The 17,909-nt window shown below is 63.1% G+C and carries 16 protein-coding genes and 2 pseudogenes; 7 read left to right on the top strand and 11 right to left on the bottom strand.

The window, feature by feature from the left end; genetic code table 11:
• Positions 1–8 precede the first annotated feature (8 nt).
• From istA to ACAX61_RS11325, 8 genes and pseudogenes are all read right to left on the bottom strand, one after another.
• A complete protein-coding gene (gene istA, locus ACAX61_RS11360) occupies positions 9–1,535 on the bottom strand; it encodes an IS21 family transposase (RefSeq protein ID WP_370714829.1) in 1,527 nt (508 codons plus the stop codon).
• A gap of 451 nt (positions 1,536–1,986) precedes the next feature.
• A complete protein-coding gene (locus tag ACAX61_RS11355; protein ID WP_239556198.1) occupies positions 1,987–2,622 on the bottom strand; it encodes a YybH family protein in 636 nt (211 codons plus the stop codon).
• A gap of 73 nt (positions 2,623–2,695) precedes the next feature.
• On the bottom strand, positions 2,696–3,493 hold the full coding sequence (locus ACAX61_RS11350) for a (S)-acetoin forming diacetyl reductase (protein WP_088184705.1): 798 nt from the start codon (positions 3,491–3,493) through the stop codon (positions 2,696–2,698).
• A gap of 160 nt (positions 3,494–3,653) precedes the next feature.
• On the bottom strand, positions 3,654–4,682 hold the full coding sequence (adhP, locus tag ACAX61_RS11345) for an alcohol dehydrogenase AdhP (protein WP_370714828.1): 1,029 nt from the start codon (positions 4,680–4,682) through the stop codon (positions 3,654–3,656).
• A 15-nt stretch (positions 4,683–4,697) separates the two neighbouring features.
• Complete coding sequence (locus tag ACAX61_RS11340; RefSeq protein ID WP_037475975.1) at positions 4,698–6,089, bottom strand: NAD-dependent succinate-semialdehyde dehydrogenase; 1,392 nt, start codon at positions 6,087–6,089, stop codon at positions 4,698–4,700.
• 47 nt (positions 6,090–6,136) lie between these two features.
• Positions 6,137–6,547: pseudogene (locus ACAX61_RS11335) on the bottom strand (NAD(P)(+) transhydrogenase (Re/Si-specific) subunit beta); the annotation flags it as partial.
• Between the two features lie 170 nt (positions 6,548–6,717).
• A complete protein-coding gene (locus ACAX61_RS11330; RefSeq protein WP_370714827.1) occupies positions 6,718–9,405 on the bottom strand; it encodes a vitamin K epoxide reductase family protein in 2,688 nt (895 codons plus the stop codon).
• 138 nt (positions 9,406–9,543) lie between these two features.
• Entirely contained in the window at positions 9,544–9,738 is a 195-nt protein-coding gene (locus ACAX61_RS11325) for a heavy-metal-associated domain-containing protein (protein WP_230187306.1), read from the bottom strand.
• Positions 9,739–9,873: 135 nt separating this feature from the next.
• Here ACAX61_RS11325 and ACAX61_RS11320 point away from each other — a divergent pair, with 135 nt between their 5' ends.
• On the top strand, positions 9,874–12,327 hold the full coding sequence (locus ACAX61_RS11320) for a heavy metal translocating P-type ATPase (RefSeq protein ID WP_370714826.1): 2,454 nt from the start codon (positions 9,874–9,876) through the stop codon (positions 12,325–12,327).
• Between the two features lie 11 nt (positions 12,328–12,338).
• Positions 12,339–12,738, top strand: a pseudogene (locus ACAX61_RS11315) (MerR family DNA-binding transcriptional regulator).
• Between the two features lie 159 nt (positions 12,739–12,897).
• Here ACAX61_RS11315 and ACAX61_RS11310 read toward each other — a convergent pair.
• Positions 12,898–13,593, bottom strand: a complete 696-nt coding sequence (locus ACAX61_RS11310) for a nuclear transport factor 2 family protein (protein WP_370714825.1) — start codon at positions 13,591–13,593, stop codon at positions 12,898–12,900.
• A gap of 4 nt (positions 13,594–13,597) precedes the next feature.
• On the bottom strand, positions 13,598–13,873 hold the full coding sequence (locus ACAX61_RS11305) for a hypothetical protein (protein WP_370714824.1): 276 nt from the start codon (positions 13,871–13,873) through the stop codon (positions 13,598–13,600).
• Positions 13,874–13,882: 9 nt separating this feature from the next.
• Between ACAX61_RS11305 and ACAX61_RS11300 the strand changes: the two genes are divergently transcribed.
• Positions 13,883–14,215 (top strand): PA2169 family four-helix-bundle protein, encoded by a 333-nt coding sequence (locus ACAX61_RS11300; protein WP_354957117.1) that lies wholly within the window; start codon positions 13,883–13,885, stop codon positions 14,213–14,215.
• Positions 14,216–14,560: 345 nt separating this feature from the next.
• Here ACAX61_RS11300 and ACAX61_RS11295 read toward each other — a convergent pair whose 3' ends face one another.
• On the bottom strand, positions 14,561–15,259 hold the full coding sequence (locus ACAX61_RS11295; RefSeq protein ID WP_230187302.1) for a Crp/Fnr family transcriptional regulator: 699 nt from the start codon (positions 15,257–15,259) through the stop codon (positions 14,561–14,563).
• A 787-nt stretch (positions 15,260–16,046) separates the two neighbouring features.
• On the opposite strand from ACAX61_RS11295, the gene ACAX61_RS11290 reads away from it, so the two are divergent.
• The 4 genes from ACAX61_RS11290 (at position 16,047) to ACAX61_RS11275 (ending at position 17,907) form a co-directional block, all read left to right on the top strand.
• Positions 16,047–16,292 carry a hypothetical protein gene (locus ACAX61_RS11290; RefSeq protein WP_370714823.1) on the top strand — a complete coding sequence of 82 codons (246 nt, stop codon included), beginning with the start codon at positions 16,047–16,049 and terminating at the stop codon, positions 16,290–16,292.
• A gap of 31 nt (positions 16,293–16,323) precedes the next feature.
• The gene (locus ACAX61_RS19630) at positions 16,324–16,521 is read left to right on the top strand and encodes a hypothetical protein (protein WP_528084551.1); all 198 of its coding nucleotides are present in this window, start codon (positions 16,324–16,326) and stop codon (positions 16,519–16,521) included.
• Between the two features lie 526 nt (positions 16,522–17,047).
• Entirely contained in the window at positions 17,048–17,242 is a 195-nt protein-coding gene (locus ACAX61_RS11280) for an RNA polymerase sigma factor (protein ID WP_370714980.1), read from the top strand.
• 230 nt (positions 17,243–17,472) lie between these two features.
• The gene (locus ACAX61_RS11275; protein WP_245648918.1) at positions 17,473–17,907 is read left to right on the top strand and encodes a potassium channel family protein; all 435 of its coding nucleotides are present in this window, start codon (positions 17,473–17,475) and stop codon (positions 17,905–17,907) included.
• The last annotated feature ends 2 nt before the right edge of the window (positions 17,908–17,909 follow it).

The following is a 17,909-nucleotide window of genomic DNA, read 5'->3' as shown; positions in this document are numbered from 1 at the left end:
ATGCTCCTTCAGTTGTAGTAGCTCGAGCCGCGGATGTTGGAGTGGATGATCGGCTCTTGCTCGGGGGATTGGGGGACAGGCACCTGGTCCAGGCCCTTCTCGAGGATCGACTTGATCGAAGGATAATTGCGGGCCTGGATCTCCAGGGCACGTAGCGCTGCGGCCTCCAGGCGCTCGGCGCCAAAGCGCTTCTCGAGCCCAATGATGCCCAGGCACGAGCGGTAGCCCTGCTCGGGATGGGGCTTTGCCTCGATGACCTTCTCGACCAGCAGGGACAGCATCGGCCCGATCCGCTGTGCCTCTTGGCGGATCTTTGCCGGTGTCCACTCGCCATAGCGACGATGGCTGGAAGGCATATGCTCCGGCACAGTGGTGTGCCGGCCATTGCCGCTGCCGCGCATGTGCACAGCAATGCGCTCGCCATTCAGGAAGATCTCGACCGTACGGGCGGTGAACCTGGCTTCAACTTCGCGGCGGGCGAAGCGATGTGGCACCGAGTAATGATGCCGCTCGATCGCAACGTGGTAATCGAGCCCGACGCGGCAACGCCGCCATTCAGCGTGGATCCAAGGCTCTGACGGCAATGGCTTGAGATTGGGGACGTCGATCTCTTCGAACAGCTGTCGGCGCGTCTTGCCAAACTGACGCAGCACTCGTCGGTCGTTGAGATCGGCCATGCACTCGGCGATCGCGGCGTTGACCTCGGCAAGGCTGTAGAAGATCCGGTTGCGCATTCTGCCCAGCAGCCAGCGCTCGACAATCCCGACGCACGCTTCCACTTTGGCCTTGTCGCGCGGCTTGCGCGGTCGCGCTGGCAGGACGGCCGTGCCGTAATGACGCGCCATGTCGGTGTAGCTGCGGTTGATCTGGGGATCGAAGTGGCACGCCTTGATCACTGCCACTTTCGCGTTGTCGGGAACGAGCAGCTGCGGCACGCCGCCAAAGAAAGCCAGGGCGGCATTGTTGCCCTCGATCCAGTCGGGAAACTGCTCGGTCCACGTCGCCAGCGCAAACGAAAGACTGGAGCCGCCCATCACCGCGACGAAGATATGGGCACCGCGGATTTCGCCAGTCCGCCGGTTGATCACGACCGGCACCGTGTCGCCGGCGTAGTCGAGGAACAGCCTCTCGCCGCCCACATGGCTCTGGCGCATGACCAGGGGCAAGCGACCTTCCCAGCGGCGAAACAGATCGCAGAACCGGCTGTAGCGGTAGCCGTCAGGATGCTCGGCGTGATACTCCTCCCAGAGCACCTGCAGCGTCACGTGCTTGCGCTTTAGCTCGCGCGCCACCACCGACCAGTCCGGCTCTGCCAGCCTACGGCGCCCCGGCTTTACGCCAGACACGCCATAGAGGTGCTCCTCCAAATCCGCGTCACTCATCTCGCCCGGCACCGGCCAGCAAAGCTCCGACCGCTCAAACCGCTTCAGCGTATCACGCACGCTCGTCGGACTCGCGCCGACGAGCTTGGCTACCGACCGCGTCGAGAGCCTCGCATCCAGGCTCAGTCTCAGAATCTCGCGCACGTGGCGCATCACAACCCTCCTCGTCGGCATCCAATCCTCCTGGCTGCTTAGCCAGGAAACTGGTCCCAACGATCAGGCCTCACGTCACCCCAAACTGCGCGCGATCGCCTCGGAATACTGCGCGCCATCAAATCGGAATAGTGCGCGCGATCACTCCGGAATCCGCTATGATGGGTTCAGATCGGCATCGAAGGGTATTCTGTTATGAGAAGATCGAGGGCGATTATCACAGCCATGTTTCTGTTACCTCTGGCCGTAACGGCTTGTGGCAGCAGCGAGGAAACGTCGGACATCTCCGAGGATCAGATGAACCATTATGCTGGCATACCGGAGCACGATCACCCGACGAATTCTACAAATGCGACACCGCAGTCGGCTACGCCGAATCCAGCGAAGAAGCAGTAGCGGCCATATTGCCGACCCCTGAAGCTGGGTCCGGGCGCAATGTGATCTTGACCGATCAGGAGCCTTTCGGCTTGCGAGCGCTACTGTGCATGCTGATGATCTTCCAGCTGCTCCCCGAGCGCGTTAAGACGCTGGTTGCGACGCCAATACGTTCGGCAACAGCCCCGTTCTTCGGCTCGATCCGATAGCGGTAGGTCTCGGTGGCAAGTGCGACCGGACCCTCAAAGCGAACCTTCACCTTGTAGTCGGAAAATGTAAACGACTTGAAGGCTGCCAGCTCTGGCCCAAGATGATGGGCGAGGTATGTCGCGTAGGTTCCCTCCGAGCCACCCGTTTCGAATATCTGGGAGTCGGCCGCGAAGAGTCGCTCTGTTCCTTTCGCATCGAGCTTTTCAATCGCCGCCTTGTACTGCGACAGTACTGCCTCCACGGCCTTCGTATCCGCGAAGCGCGATGCAGGCTGGGCGGCGACCGCGATCGGCATCGCCAGTGCTGTGGCCATTGCCACCCTAAACGCCAAAATCATGTTTCCCCCTTCAAAATGCCAGATGGTTGAGGCCGCCATGCATGAAGGCGCGCCCCAGGAACCCTTGTAGTTGTCTGGCGCACAAACCTTGAGGTGACGCCTTCTATCCGGAAGTTCGGTCCACACGAGCGGCTGACCGACCGCATTCAGGACCATTGCATGCATCGCATGCCTCCCAGCATCTGACAGCTGCACCAAGACGAGCCTGCCGAAACAGGATCGTCTTCGAACCTCTGCCTCAGTTAAAGACCATGCCGCCGTCGATAATCAGGGCTTGCCCTGTCATGTAATCCGAGTCCGGGCCAGCAAGGAAGGATACGCAGGCTGCCACGTCTTCCGGCTCAGAGATGCGCCCGAGCGTTACGTTCTTCGCCCATTGCTGCAGGCCCCATTCAAGGGTCTGGCCATTTTCATCAGCGACCTTCTGAGCAATGCCCTCCATCATGGGCGTGCGCACGATACCGGGACAATAGGCATTGCTGGTGATGCCAAGGGGTGCGAGATCCTTGGCTGCTGTCTGGGTGATGCCGCGGATCGCGAACTTGGTCGCGCCGTAAACCGCCAGATCGGGATTGCCAACCTGTCCCGCCTGTGACGAAGCATTGATGATCTTGCCGACGATATCGCCGGCCTTCTCGGGCTTACGTGCCTTGAAATGCTTGAGCGCCGCCTGGATGCCCCAATAGGTGCCGCCGACATTGACGTCGAACACCTTGTGGTAGATTTCGGGCGTGATCTCCTCGATCGGTGTGGTCGGTCCGAGGCCTGCGTTGTTCACGATGACATCGAGCCGGCCAAACCGCTGAACGACCGCATCCACCGCCTTGAAGACGTCATCGCGCTGAGCGACATCGACCTTGACCGCGAGTGCTTCACCGCCTGTAGCGATGATTGCATCGGCTGCCGCCTCTGCCGTTTCCGCATTATAATCGAGACAGCCGATGGCGAAGCCTTCCCGGGAGAGACGCACCGCGATGGCCAAGCCTATGCCCTGGCCGGCACCTGTGACGATTGCGACCTTCTTGCCAGTAGTCATGATAATCTTCCTTCGTCTGTTCAGGATGGCGCCTCTCCTCCACCGGCGCGTCTCCTCCCTCCTAAGGGTGAGAGGAGACGCGTTCAGAAAGGCAATTGACCTCCGGCCCCGGCGGTGACCGGCTGATCGACGAAGACACGCCCGATCGAAAAGCGGCTCGTTATTGCTCGAAATCGATGACGACGCGGCCCTGGATGTCGCCCTTGTGCATCCGGGAGAAGATGTCGTTGATGTTCTCGAGTTTGTCGGTTGAGATCGTGGCCTTCACCTTGCCGTCACCGGCGAAGTCCAAGGCTTCCTGTAAATCGAGCCGCGTCCCCACGATCGATCCCCGCACGGTCACGCCGTTCAGCACCGTGTCGAAGATCGGCAGCGGGAAGTCACCGGGCGGCAGGCCGTTGAGCGCGACCGTGCCGCCGCGTCCCACCATACCCATCGCCTGTTCGAAGGCCTTGGGCGACACGGCGGTGACCAACACCCCATTCGCGCCTCCGATCTGCTTCTTCACGAAAGCGATCGGGTCTTCCGAACGGGCGTTGACTGCCAACGTGGCCCCCAGCGACCGGGCGAGGTCGAGCTTCCTGTCATCGACATCGACGGCGACGACGTTGAGGCCCATCGCCTTGGCATATTGCACGGCGAGATGGCCGAGACCTCCGATGCCGGAGATCACCACCCAGTCGCCCGGTTTGGTGTCGGTTACCTTGAGGCCCTTGTAGACGGTGACGCCGGCGCACAGGATCGGCGCAATATCGACGAACGAAACGTTGCCGGGCAGATGCCCCACATAATTGGGATCGGCGAGAACATATTCGGCAAAGCTGCCGTTCACCGAATACCCGGTATTGTGCTGCTCCTCGCACAGCGTTTCCCAGCCGCCCAGGCAGTGCGTGCAATGGCCGCAGGCATCATATAGCCATGGCACGCCCACCCGGTCGCCCTCCTTGGCATGCTTCACACCTGCGCCAACCGCGACCACATGTCCGACGCCCTCGTGACCAGGAATGAAGGGTGGATTGGGCTTGACCGGCCAATCGCCCTCAGCGGCATGCAGGTCGGTGTGGCACACACCGGTGGCTGCGATCTTGACGAGGATCTGGCCGGCGCCAGGTCGGGGCACCGCGACTTCCTCCATGACCAATGGCTTTCCGAATTCACGGACGACCGCGGCTTTCATCGTGCTTTCCATGGCGATGTTCCTCTCTCAGAAATGCGCGTCGATATCGACGACATCGATCAGCTTGTGATTGACGAACTCCTTGAGGCCGAGGCCCAGCAGTTCGCGGCCATAGCCCGAGCGACGGATGCCGCCGAACGGCAGGTCGGCCTCCACCTTAGTCGGGTGATTGACGAAGACCATGCCGGTGGAAATCCGCTTCGCCACTTCGGCGCCGTGGACAGGATCGGAGGTGAAGACGGAGCCGCCCAGGCCAAAGGGCGAGTCGTTGGCGATGCGCACGGCATCGTCCTCATCCTTCGCACGGAACAGCATCGATACCGGACCGAAGAATTCCCAATAACGGGCCGGATTGCCCTCATCGAGGTCGGTCAGAAAAGTTGGCTGCACGAAAGCCCCCTTGTTCGGCACTGTAGGACCGACTTCCTCAGCCTTGGCGCCCAGTTCGACGGCCTTGCGGATCTGTTCCTTGATGTCGTCGGCCGCCTTTTGCGAGGAGAGCGGCGCGAGAGTGGTGCCGGGGTCGGAGGGGTCGCCCATGACGAGCTTGGCTACGCCCTTGCGATAACCGTCGAGGAAGGTGTCGTAGACTTCATCGACGACGATCATGCGCTTGGACGAAACACAGACCTGGCCACCGTTCCAGTGCCGGCCGAAGACGGCCCAGTCGATCGTCTTGTCCATGTCGGCATCGGCGAGCACGACAAAGGCGTCGGCGCCGCCCAGTTCCATGGTCGACTTCTTGAGCGCCTTGCCGGCCTCGGATGCAACCACCGCGCCGGCAGCTTCCGAGCCAGTCAACGCCACGCCATGAACGCGCGGATCGTTGATGATGAGGTTGATCTGATCGCGCGTTGCATAGAGATTCTGGAACGCGCCTTCCGGCAGACCCGCTTCGTTCATCAGTCTCTCGAACGCCGCGGCGCTCTGCGGAACGTTCGAGGCGTGCTTGAGGATCAGCGTGTTGCCGGCCGAGAGTTGCGGCGCGAGAATGCGGGCAATCTGATAATAAGGGAAATTCCATGGCTCGATCGCCAGGAGGACGCCGAGCGGCTCGTGCACCAGCATCGCCTCGCCTTCGGCGGGATCGAGCACCGGCAGCTTCTCCGGCTTCAGCAGGTCTTCCGCATGCCGAACATAATATTCGAAGATCTTGGCGGAGAGTTCCACCTCGGCCTTCGCTTCGGCGACCAGCTTACCCATTTCCAGCGTCAGCAGGCGGGCAAAAGCATCGCTGTCCCGGCGCAGGATGTCTGCGGCATTCTGCAGGATACGGCCGCGCTCGGCGAAGGAGGTTTCGCGCCAACTGAGGAAAGCCGCGTCTGCTTTGTCCAGCGCGGTCTTCACCTCCTCGTCCGTTGCGTCGGGAAAGGTCGCAACAGTGTCTCCGGTATAGGGATTGATGGTCGCGTAGGTCATTGTCCATTCTCCTGTGGTGAATCAGATTTCGGGGGTAAGGGGTACGGTCACGCGCCGAGATCCTTCACGGCCTGCACCATCTGCGTCAGCACCGCCTGGGCATCCCCATAGACCATGCTGCAATTCTCGTTGAAGAAGAGCAGGTTCTCGACGCCGGAATAACCTTTGCCCTGACCGCGCTTGACGACATAGACCTGGTGGGCCTGGTCGGCATCGAGGATGGGCATGCCGTAGATCGGCGAGGATTTGTCGGTGCGTGCCGCCGGGTTGACGACATCGTTGGCCCCGATGACCAGCGCGACATCGGTGTTGGCAAACTCGGCGTTGATATCTTCCATATCGAAGATGATGTCATAGGGCACGCCGGCTTCGGCGAGCAGCACGTTCATGTGACCGGGCATGCGCCCCGCAACCGGATGGATCGCGAACTTCACGCCGACGCCTGCGGCCTGGAGCAGCTTCACGCGAACTCGTTCATCTCGGCATACTCGGCCGCTCTTGACCCGGCCATCGGCAACCGCACCGCCATAATCGACGGCCATATAACCGCCTGAATGACCGCCCGGATAGAACTCGGTACCTGGACTGCGCCATGCTGTGCCCCTCCTCTCTGGAGGCGAGTAAGGCCTCAAATTACGTATTTGTCCCAGCTCGCATAATGTTCGGGGCTGCGCTTGCCGCGCGGCAGGCTGAGCCCGATGAGCGCGATTCCCACGACCACCGACACGATCGCCCCAAGGGGGCCGGCCCCTGTCAGCAGGAACGGGGCAGCGACGAGCCAGGCGCCGAACGCGACGTTGATAAAGCGCAGGGCGCGGGCGACCTCGGCGGTGGCGATGATCGCGACGGTGATAACCAGCGCACCCACCACATGGTCGCTGTTCGCCATTGCGCCTTCGTTGCCCAGGGTCACCCGCGTCAGCATGAGGAAGACGCCGAGCGCGATGCTAGCTGCCAGCGTCCACGGCAGCGTCAGCCCGCGCTTCGCATCCGCCCAGAAGGCAGAAGGAGAGGCCATCACGTCGGATGCGTCCTCGGCCCCCGCCTCAATCGCGTCACCCTTGAAGAAGGTGCGGATCAGCGGCTTGCCGCGGCGCTTTGCCCAGGCGAGGAACTGGCCCATGGCGATGACCTCGTCCAATGCGAACGGGATCATGATGAGCATGGCGAGCGCGGCGATCAGCGCCAGCGTGCTCCACGTGCCGATGACGATCGGCTGGCTGATAATGAAATAGATGCTGATGACGCCGAGCGGGATAACGAGGATGCCGAAGAAGGTCACCATCCACGGCATCGTCCGCCAGCGGTCGCGGGTGCCCATCACCGCCATCAGGATCTCGAGCACGTAGCTGATCGTGCCAAGGCCCCCATCAGGGATCGGCCACGCCTTCGACATGCCCGAAGTGATTATCTCCTCGGTGCCGTTGCGAGGATCACTCAGCGAACCAGCGAAAAAAGGCTCCCAAGCGGTATCGATGTGCCCCAACTGGTAAGCCGTCAGGATGCGCGAGGTGAGAAGCCCGATCAGGCCCATGGCAACGATCGGCAGGCGTTGCGCATCGGTCGACGGCGAATAGGTCCAGCCAGGCGGGATGTTCTTGGGGTCCATCATGCCCGCCATGCTCATGCCCGGCATCATCGGCACGAGCACCGACAGGGCGATCACGGCCGAGCCGATGAGCAGGTTGTTGTTGTACTGAGCGGCGCTCGGGCTCCAGAAGATCAGCGGGGCGAAGAACAGCCAGATGCCGACGAACGCGACCGCCCACTGCGCCCATGTCTTGGTGCGCGGGGCGAGCGACAGCGCGCCGAACAGCGCGATGGCGAGCCCGCTGACGACATCGCTGATAGCCAGTGCGCTAGCCCGCCATTCGATCGAAGGCAGCCCGCGATCGACGGTTACGAAACGCGCGGCTTCGCCGACGCTCTGCGTGGTCATGGAGTCATAGATGAGCGGGCTGGAGGCGAGCCACAGACCGAGACCAATGTTGGCGTAAAGCGCCCAGCGTGCGCGGCGCTCATCGCGGTCCATCAAGGCCATGTGATCGCCGTGCCCGCCGTGGTCCGACATGGCCGCGACCGCGGCGCCGGGCCCGTGCCCCATCGCCGCGTGGTCCATTTTGCTGTGATCCATCCCGCCGTGATCTATGCCGCCCGTTCCGGCGGCCGCTGCGGGCTGGTGGTGGCCAGACCCCGCAAGCTCGGCCTCTGGCTCTTCATCCCACGCGACCAGGTTCTCGTTGAGCTTGTTGTTCCGGTACCAGGCCCGCGGATGCCGCTTGAGCGCAGCGACGATCGCCGGGAGCGTGTCGCGAAGGCTGTGCTTCGGTTCCCACCCGAGCAGCGACCGTGCGCGCGAGATGTCGAGGATATAGTGGTCGTTGCTGCTGTCGATCATCCAGGGCTGGATAAAGTCGTCGCCGCCGAGCGCTTCGTTCTGCAGGATGATCCCGGCCTTCGCGAGCGGCTGCGGGATGCGGATCGTCTTCCAGCCCTCGCCGTGGAGCGCCTCCCCGATGATGTCCTGGATCTCGGCATAGCCGGGCGGGTCGGGTTCGCCGACGAGCAGCGGCAGTTCTGACGGCAATTCGTGCCGCCGATCGACCAGGCGCAACACGGCGTCGGCCAAGTCCTCGCGGTGCACCGATGACTGTGCCGCGCACAGCATGCCGGGATAGAAATGCGAGATCAGGCGGTGCTCGTAGATCTGCGATATCTGCTGCGCGAGAAACGCCGAGCGCCCGTCGTCGTCATAAACTCCGGCGGCGCGGAGGAAGACAACGGGGATCTTCCCGCGCCGCGCGTGCAGCAGTGCTTCCGTATCGACTTTGGACTGCGGATACGCCCAAGACGCGCCGATGGGCGACTTCTCGCTGATGCGCTCGTCCGGAGTAGGGGTCGGCTTGTGGACCAGCATCGTGCTCGCGAAGACGAACTGCTCGACCTCGAACGACTGCAGCCCGTCGATCAGTCGGCGGGTGCCCTGCACGGTGACCTTCTCATAGAGCGGATTAGGATCGCCCGTGACGTCGTAATAAGCGGCAAGGTGGATCACCGAGGCGATGCGATTGCCAAACCGCGCGCGCACCTCGTCGAGCGCGGCGCGGACCGCTTCGTCCGATCCGAGGTCTATGTCGATCGCCGCCGCGGGCGGCGGCGGGTCCGGCGGACCGGCGCGATCGAGGCCGACAACCGTGTAGCGTTCGCCAAGCCTAGCGATCAGCGCGGCGGCTATAAAACCGCTCGCACCGGTGATGAGGACCAGTTCGCGCGCGTCCTTGTCGCTCACGGACCCGCTGCGTTCGATGTCGGTCATGACGCTGCCACCCTCATTCATTTGTGCTGCGGAACGTGGACAGGCCCGCTGCACTTATGATCGCGAGGCGGGCACGTGCGGATCACCGCACAATCCCTTTACGCGCCCGCCCCGCAAAGCCCTCAGATAAAATCGGGTTTATTGCGTCACCACAAAGCCGGCCTTCTCGATGGCCTGCTTGAGTTGCTGTACATCGGCTGCCGAGCTTACCGACACCGTCTTGCTCGCCAGGTCGACGTTGACGACGGCATCCGCATCGACGCGTTGAAGCGCGTTCGTCACACCCCGCACGCAACCGCCGCAGGTCATTCCCTGTACCTTGAAATCGATCATCTTCGTTCTCCCATGAGGTGAATGAAGCAAATGTGGGGTTTGACACTGTGTCAGGGTCAAGGGGTAAGTTTTCGTTGTTGACCTTGACACGATGTCAGGGACGATAAGCTCGTCGACTCGATATTGGAGACGACCATGAACGCACCGGCACGACTGCAGGCGACAGCGCACGCGGGAAGAGAAGAGATGCTGTCGCTGCCCATCGAAGGCATGACCTGCGCGACGTGCGTTGGTCGGGTCGAGCGTGCTATCGCCGGGGTGCCCGGCGTCGTCGTCGCCTCGGTCAACCTCGCGACCGAGCGGGCAAATGTCGAATTCGTCGACGGACGATCCGATGTCGGCGCCGTGGCCGATGCGGTGCTCGCGGCGGGCTACACGCCGGTGACGCAAACGACCGAGCTGACGATCACCGGCATGACCTGCGCGACGTGCGTCGGTCGGGTAGAAAAGGCGCTGCTGAAAGTGCCCGGCGTCCGCTCCGCGAGTGTCAACTTGGCGGCCGAAACGGCGAGGATCGAAGCGGTAGGGGACGTCCCCGCGTATGTCCTGATCGAGGCCGTCGAAAGCGCCGGTTACACCGCATCCGCGCGCACCGGCTCGGCGGAGACGGAGCGGGGCATCGAGGACGCCCGCCCCAACGCCGCCGCGACAAGAGAGCTCCGCCATGTGCTGATCGCCGCGGCGCTGTCGCTGCCGCTGGTCGTGCCGATGCTGCTGGCCCCGTTCGGTATCGAGGTGGCGGTGCCAGGCTGGATCCAGCTACTGCTCGCGACACCCGTGCAGTTCTGGCTGGGCGCGCGCTTCTACCGCGCGGGTTGGAAGGCCGCGCGTGCCCGCACCGGCAGTATGGACCTCCTGGTCGCGATCGGCACATCGGCCGCCTATGGGCTCAGCCTCTACCAGCTGCTGTTCGCGCCGATGCACGGCATGGACGCGCATTACTACTTCGAGGCTTCGGCCGTCGTCATCACGCTCATCCTGCTTGGCAAGTGGCTCGAAGGCCGCGCCAAGCGCCAGACCGGCGAGGCGATCCGCGCGCTGATGGCGCTGCGACCCGACCAGGCGCGCGTCGTCGGCGCCGACGGTGCCGAACGAGAGGTCGCCCTCTCCGAGGTGCGTAACGGCGACCGGGTGCGCGTCCGGCCCGGCGAGCGCATCCCGGTCGACGGGCTGTTGATCGACGGGGCTACCCATGTCGACGAGTCGATGCTCACGGGAGAAAGCCTGCCGGTGCCCAAAGCCGCCGGAGACAAGGTGACCGGCGGGTCGATCAATGCGGACGGGCTCATCCTGGTCGAGACGACAGCCGTGGGCGCCGAGACCACCCTCGCGCGCATCGTGCGCCTGGTCGAGAGCGCGCAAGGCGCCAAGGCTCCGATCCAGCGGCTCGTCGACCGGGTTAGCGCCGTGTTCGTTCCGATCGTTCTCGTCATAGCCTCGCTTACCCTCGCCGGCTGGCTGATCGCCGGCGCCGGAGTGGAAGTTGCGATCCTGAACGCGGTGGCGGTGCTCGTCATCGCCTGCCCGTGCGCGCTTGGCCTGGCCACGCCGACCGCAATCATGGCCGGCACCGGGGTCGCCGCGCGAGCAGGAGTGCTGATCAAGGACGCGGAGGCGCTCGAGACCGCGCACCGCATCAACGTCGTCGCGTTCGACAAGACCGGCACGCTCACCGAAGGCAAGCCCTCGCTGCTGGCGGGACTGCCCGCCGCCGGAGTGGAGCGCACCCAACTCATCGAGCTCGCCGCAGCACTGCAGGATGGAAGCGAGCATCCGCTCGCGCGGGCCGTCATGGCATGGGCCAAATCGGAAGGCGTCCAACCCGTCAGCGCTGAAGGCATGCGCGGCCTGCCGGGTCGCGGCGTCGCTGCGGACGTCAACGGCCGCAACTTGATCCTCGGCAGCACGCGCTTGATGGCGGACGAAGGTATCGCCCTGGAGCAGCTGGCCGTCGAAGCGGCCAGACTGGAATCGGAGGGACGGACGGTCTCCTGGGTCGCGGAACGCGCTCCCGAGCGCCGCCTCCTCGGCCTCCTCGCGTTCGGTGACGAGGTGAAGGCCTCCGCTGCGGCCGCCGTGGCGGCGCTGCATGGCCGCGGTATACGCAGCGTGATGCTTACCGGGGACAATGCGGGAAGCGCGCGCGCAGCGGCCGCCAAGCTGGGCATCGCCGACGTCGTCGCCAATGTCCTGCCGGAAGGAAAGTCGGATGCGGTGGCAGCCTTGCGAGGAGAGGACCGCACGGTCGCCATGGTCGGCGACGGGGTCAACGACGCCCCTGCCCTCGCGGCAGCCGATGTCGGCATCGCCATGTCGACGGGAACGGACGTCGCCATGCACGCGGCCGGCATCACGCTGATGCGCGGCGACCCTCGCCTGGTCGCGGATGCGATCGACATCTCGAAGCGGACCTATGCCAAGATCCGCCAGGGGCTGTTCTGGGCGTTCATCTACAACCTGATCGGCATCCCGCTGGCAGCCTTCGGTTATCTGAGCCCGGTGATCGCCGGCGCGGCCATGGCGCTGTCGAGCGTCAGTGTCGTCGCCAATGCTCTGACGCTTCGCCGTTGGCGTCCGACGGCGGCTTGAGGAGACAATACGTGAATATAGGACAGGCGGCCAAAGCTTCGGGCGTCAGCCAGCGGATGATCCGCCACTATGAGGCTATCGGCCTCATCCCGAAGGCCGCGCGACGTCACTCCGGCTACCGCGACTATGACGAACGCGAGGTGCACATGCTGCGCTTCATCTCACCGGCGCGCGCGCGATCTCGGCTTTCCTATCCAAGAGATTGGCCAGCTACTCGCTCTATGGCAGGACAGTGGCCGCGCGAGAGGCGAGGTGAAGGCGCTCGCTATCGCACGAGCCGGTGAGATGAAGCGCAAGGAGCGCGAGCTCCGCGCCATGCGCAAGTCGCTCGAGGATCTGGCTCATCGCTGCGCTGGCGGCGATCGGCCGGACTGCCCGATCCTGGACGATCTTGCGATCGGGACGGCCTAACCACTTCCGACGCTCAGTGCAGGCAGATCCAGCGGGAGGGCTCGCCGTCGAACCATTCACTATTCCGCTATTCGCCCGCGCCAACGTCATCAGCCCTTTTGCGGTGCGATCGACTGAGGTGAGGGCGAGCCCTTGAAGGGGCAAAAGGATTGGTTTGCCTCAGGCGCTTCGGTTGGCGCCACAGTCCGCCGATACAGGCGTGGCCGCCGAATCGACATTGAATGTTGTGCGGGCGCGCCGCTCAAGCGCGTTCGCTAGACTTGGTAGACAGCCGTGACGCGCGTTCGCGCTGTTGCTGCTCAGCGGATGCCGCGTCGGACGCTGACCCGCAATGAGCACCCCCAGAGATCTTGGTATATGACAGATGCGGCGGTCAGGATCCCTTGGGGCGGCGGCCGCTATTGTGCATGCTGACGATTTTCCACGTGCCGCCGACCTTCTTGAGCACGCTCGTCGCGGCACCGATCCGCTCCGCGACATCTCCAGTCTTGGGCTCGATCCGGTAGCGATAGGTTTCGGTGCGAGCGCAATCGGCCCTTCGAACCGCACGTCGACCTTGTAGTCTGAGAATTTGAAAGACTTGAAGGCAGCGAGCTCCGGCCGGAGGTGATGGCTGAGATAGTTGGCGTAGGTTTCTTCCGAGCCGCCAGTTTCGAATATCCGCGAATCCGGCGTGAACAGCCGCTCGGTCCCCGCCCCGTCAAGCTTCTCGGTCGCCGCTTTATATTGCGACAGAACTGCCTGCACGGCGAGCGTGTCGGTGGCATGGTTCGAAGGCTGCGCGGTTGCTGCGGTGGGCAGTAGCAGCGACGCCACCAAGATCTTCTGCAAACGGAAAGCCATATCTTCACCCACGATTTCAGAATGCCAGATGGTTCAAGCCGCCGTGCATGAACGTTCCTCCACGAAAGCCTTGAACCGAGATCGCTAGCGTCATCAAGCCGAGCAGGACCAGGTAGAGCTTGCGTGATCGCTCCGGCGCGCGGCGATGACCTGCCGCCAAGTAGACCAGCACCAGCCCGACACCGGCAATGGCGGTTCCAAGCCAGCGGTGCGTCATTAGAATCGGATTGCGGTCGGTTAGGTAGAAGCCGCCTGCGAACCAGCCCAGGAACGCTGCGACGATCGCACCCAATTCGCGACCATGTTCGCTGACTTCGCGCGTGATCGCAGCCAGGTAGCGAGTTCGTTGCAAGCCGAGGTCCGCCGGCTCGGTGGAACCCCCGAAGATGACTCCAGCTTGCTCGCCGCAGCGCATCGTCGTTTCATGGATCTCAAGCAGGCGCTTACCGGCAAGATCGACAAGGCGATCATCCAGGAGGCCGAACGCGGCGAGGACTACATCAAAGCCAAGTTCCAAGAAGCGTTGAAGGATACCGAATTGCAGACATCCACCGCAGCGATAATTCGTGATGGCTTCGCCTCGGTCCAGGCTGGTCACGACCGCGCAAGCGCGCTCAAGCATAGTATAGCGTAGCTGTCCGTTAGACGCCCGGCGGCAACGCTGGGCGCACGTTCGCCGAGACGATGGCGATGGCTCAGCTCATGGGAGCGTAGGGAGGAGGATCAGGGCTGAAAGCAGATAAGTCGCTGCGGTCCCCTTTCCTTTTGTTGGCTGGAGCGCCACCGGGACGCAACTGCGAGATTCGGCTCAGGCTTGAAGGCAAATCAAGGCAATCGCCCACAGCTTGTCCTAGCCTTGACGCTGCCGACGCTCCCATGCCGCTGGTGGCGGCGCGGACGCTCGACCTGCCCATGTGGCCGGGCGGCAGTTGATGGCAGCGCCGCACGAGTGGACTTCCGGGCGAATGTCACCGGCGGCCTAGCCCTGTTCCGCACGTGCCGAGAGCGCGATTTCGTTCAAAACCCTGATCGAGCGCGTCGTTGGCAGATCAATGACGCCGGCGCTTCTCAATCTTGTCATCTGTCGGCTGACCGTCTCGATCGTAAGTCCGAGCACGTCGGCGATCTGAGCCCGGCTGAGCGGTAGGACGAACTCATCCAGCGGCGACCGGGCGCAACCGCCACGGCCGATCCGGCGCGCCATCTGGACGAGAAAGCTCGCCACCTTCTCTTCCGCCGTCTTGCGGCCGAGCAGGAGCATCCACTCGCGGCTATGGTCTAGCTCATCCAGCGTGCGCTGGAGCAGCAACCGCTTCAACTTGTCGTAGGTCCTGAGCGCCTGCTCGAAGTGCTTTCGTGAAAACACGCACAGCTCAGCGTCCGTCAGCGCCACCACGTTGTAGCGTGTTGAGGACGCGTAAGGTCTGCCGATGAAATCGGCTGGGTACATCAGGCCCACAATCTGCTCACGCCCATCCGCCGTGGAGGCATTAAGCTTGAGAACGCCCGAGACGACGTTCGCGAAGATCATGTTTTCGTCGCCCGCCCAGATAACGGGCTCCCCCTTTGCAAAACGTCGTCGACGCTTCAGGGCGCTGAGCGGCGCCAGTTCCGCATCGCTGAGGCCGGCGCATAGCGCCCGATCACGTATTTCGCAGCCGGGACAAGCTACTCTCACACCTCGTTACCCACGCCCGAATCACTGCTCTGGTCTGCCAGGGCATCCAAGCCTGGGGCGAAGTTGCCGATGATTGACTGATCATGGTCCACGCGAGACCGATAGCCCTTGGACCATAGTCCAAGGTCAACCCAGAAATTCCGGAGAAATTCCGCAGTAAACGCTGTAGACCACAGCGCGGGGTGACGCTGAGAGGCGGGATTTCACGATCTCTTTGGCTCCTATAGAAGCCCATTGTACACGGCAGCCATCCGAGTTTGGCTGCCAGCGGCCAGGCCATCGACGCCGCGCCCGAACTTTCGCGATCCTTAAGGAAAAAGGTACCCGGCCGCCACCGCTGGCGGCCGGGGTCAGGTGACGCCATCACCGTGACGAACGGCGGTAGCGCCGTAGGCCGACCTATTTTGCTCTAGGTACCGACCCGCCGCACGGTCAGGACCGGGGCGTTTTCGCCTTTTCCGTTCGCCCGATTCGTACGCATTCATGTGGCTTGATACCTGCCGCGAGCGCCCGCCTTGTCGCTTCGCCTGCAATGTACCGCTTTGATCTGCGTCAATGACGCGACCTGCGACCGCGCGCAGGGCTAGCAGCAGTACGCTTAACCTGATTTCCTGGGCGAGCGGAAAAAACTTACCGATTAATTGAGCCCACGCTTTGACTTCGATGAAAAGGATTTTACATGAACGTTTCGATATCACGCGCCCAGATGGGCCTAATCTTCTCAGCACTGCTGCTAAGTTCGGGCATCGCACTTGCTCAAGACCGCGCGGCACCACCGGCGAAGCCGATGGGCGGCGGCATGATGGGCCATGACAACATGATGCCGGGGATGAAGGACGGCAAGATGAAGGGCAACATGCCTGCCTCGTCGTGTATGTCGAAAGCTGGCATGCAGAAAATGGGCATGAGCCAGAAAAAGATGGCCGAAATGGGTGCCAAGTGTCGCGCGGAGAAGAAGCGCGGTACCGGGGCCGTCGACGCCAAGCCCAAACCCGACGCGATGAAGCCGATGCCTATGGAACACGATATGTGAGAAAGTCGGCGGGGACGGCTAAACCTGAGCGATGAGCAGTGTCTGCGCCGCGCTGATGCGCGCGCGGCGGGCGAGTTTCTGGCTTGGCGCGAGGCGCGCGGTGGCGTCGAGCGCGGACGTCCAGCCGCTGCGCGGCGGTGCCTGGATCGAGGCGCTAGCGCGAAAGGTGAGCGCGCCCACGGTCAAGCAGCGCTCGCCGGCGTGCGGCACCTGTTCGATTGATTGGTGACCGGCCAGGTGGTGCCGGCGAACCCGGCAGCGTCGGTGCGGGCGGGCGCATAACGTCAGGCGCGGCAAGACCCCGTGCTGGCACTCGACGGGGCGCGGCTGCTGCTCGACGCGATCGACTGACGACCCCAGTCGGCTTGCGCGACGATCGTATGGGGCCGCTGTTCCGCACGATCGCGCGCGGGACTTAGGGACGAGGCGACACCCCCTGCCCCAGGCCAATGCGTTCCAGATGGTCACCGACGTGCGGGCGCGGGCGGGATCAGACGGCGAGTGGCACCTACTCGTTCCGGTCAACCGGCATCGCCGCCCATCTGAATACGGTGGCACGCTTGAACCCGCCGCGAGGATGGCGAACCAAAGGCAAGTGCCACGACGCGGACTTGCGTTCCTTCGCCGAAGACGGCGCCAGCCCTCATTGGCTGGTCGCCCTGCCAGGTTCATCGCGTCGCATCCCGATTTTGGATGATCGATTATGACGCATATTCCAGGTGAGAGGAGCAGAGGGAGCCGCCTTTGCGGAGATCATGCGTCGTCATCGAGAGCCGATCTATCGGATGATCCGCGGTCATATCGGGGACCCCGAAGAGGCGCTCGATCTGACCCAGGACTGCTTTTTGGCCGCTTTCCAGCATCTCGGCGGTTATGACGGGAACCGCCCGTTGCGCGCTTGGCTAACCAGCGTCGCAATCAACAAGAGCCGTCGATGCTGTTTTCCTTGAGCGATTGATCAGACACACTGGGCTCCTACCTGCCGAGACGGTAGAGCCGCCGGCGCTAGAGACACATTGACGCACGTCAAAGTGCATGGGCGAGGAATGATCAATGCGAGCTGAACGACACGCCCGCGACCTAGAGCCCACGGGCGATGATTGATTTTTACTTCCTGCCAACGCTCTAGCAGGTCGTCGAGGATCGAACGCCCGGCGGACCTCTCAGACACGGAGATATTGTGCCGCAGCTTGTCATCGCCAGCATCATGGTCGCGCTGACCGTCGTCATGCACCTGGTTGGACTTGGATTGCTCGTCGCGCTCATGCGCCGACACCAGCGCCGGCTTCAGGTCCGTCGCACTCGGCTTCACCAGCTCATTGTCATCTTTGGCGCCGCGTTCGGGCTGTTCGCCCTCCACACCATCGAGATCTGGACCTACGCGATTCTGTACGCGGCGGTCGGGGCGCTCCCGACCTTCGACGACGCGCTCTATTTCTCGACCACGACCTACTCCACTCTCGGATACGGCGACGTCGTTCTCCCGAGAGCCTGGCGGTTGGTCGGCGCCATCGAAGGTGCCAACGGAATCATCCTGCTTGGATGGTCGACCGCGTTCTTCGTCTCCGTCATCAACCGGATCAGGCTTTTCGAGGAGGATGCCGAAGAACGCTGATG

Origin of the sequence: Sphingomonas sp. IW22 (assembly GCF_041321155.1) — a bacterium.
Taxonomy (GTDB): Bacteria; Pseudomonadota; Alphaproteobacteria; order Sphingomonadales; family Sphingomonadaceae; genus Sphingomonas.
The sequence above is the reverse complement of the archived record's forward strand: the minus strand, read 5'-3'. Positions and strand labels throughout refer to the sequence as shown.

Bases quoted from the DNA above. Each gene is read 5' to 3' on its own strand.
- ACAX61_RS11320 (WP_370714826.1), top strand. From the start codon at position 9,874: ATGAACGCACCGGCACGACTGCAGGCGACAGCGCACGCGGGAAGAGAA.
- ACAX61_RS11325 (WP_230187306.1), bottom strand. From the start codon at position 9,738: ATGATCGATTTCAAGGTACAGGGAATGACCTGCGGCGGTTGCGTGCGG.
- ACAX61_RS11290 (WP_370714823.1), top strand. From the start codon at position 16,047: ATGGGCGGCGGCATGATGGGCCATGACAACATGATGCCGGGGATGAAG.
- ACAX61_RS11330 (WP_370714827.1), bottom strand. From the start codon at position 9,405: ATGACCGACATCGAACGCAGCGGGTCCGTGAGCGACAAGGACGCGCGC.
- ACAX61_RS19630 (WP_528084551.1), top strand. From the start codon at position 16,324: ATGAGCAGTGTCTGCGCCGCGCTGATGCGCGCGCGGCGGGCGAGTTTC.
- ACAX61_RS11355 (WP_239556198.1), bottom strand. From the start codon at position 2,622: ATGCATGCAATGGTCCTGAATGCGGTCGGTCAGCCGCTCGTGTGGACC.
- istA (WP_370714829.1), bottom strand. From the start codon at position 1,535: ATGCGCCACGTGCGCGAGATTCTGAGACTGAGCCTGGATGCGAGGCTC.
- ACAX61_RS11340 (WP_037475975.1), bottom strand. From the start codon at position 6,089: ATGACCTACGCGACCATCAATCCCTATACCGGAGACACTGTTGCGACC.
- adhP (WP_370714828.1), bottom strand. From the start codon at position 4,682: ATGGAAAGCACGATGAAAGCCGCGGTCGTCCGTGAATTCGGAAAGCCA.
- ACAX61_RS11350 (WP_088184705.1), bottom strand. From the start codon at position 3,493: ATGACTACTGGCAAGAAGGTCGCAATCGTCACAGGTGCCGGCCAGGGC.
- ACAX61_RS11280 (WP_370714980.1), top strand. From the start codon at position 17,048: ATGCGTCGTCATCGAGAGCCGATCTATCGGATGATCCGCGGTCATATC.
- ACAX61_RS11300 (WP_354957117.1), top strand. From the start codon at position 13,883: ATGTTCGCTGACTTCGCGCGTGATCGCAGCCAGGTAGCGAGTTCGTTG.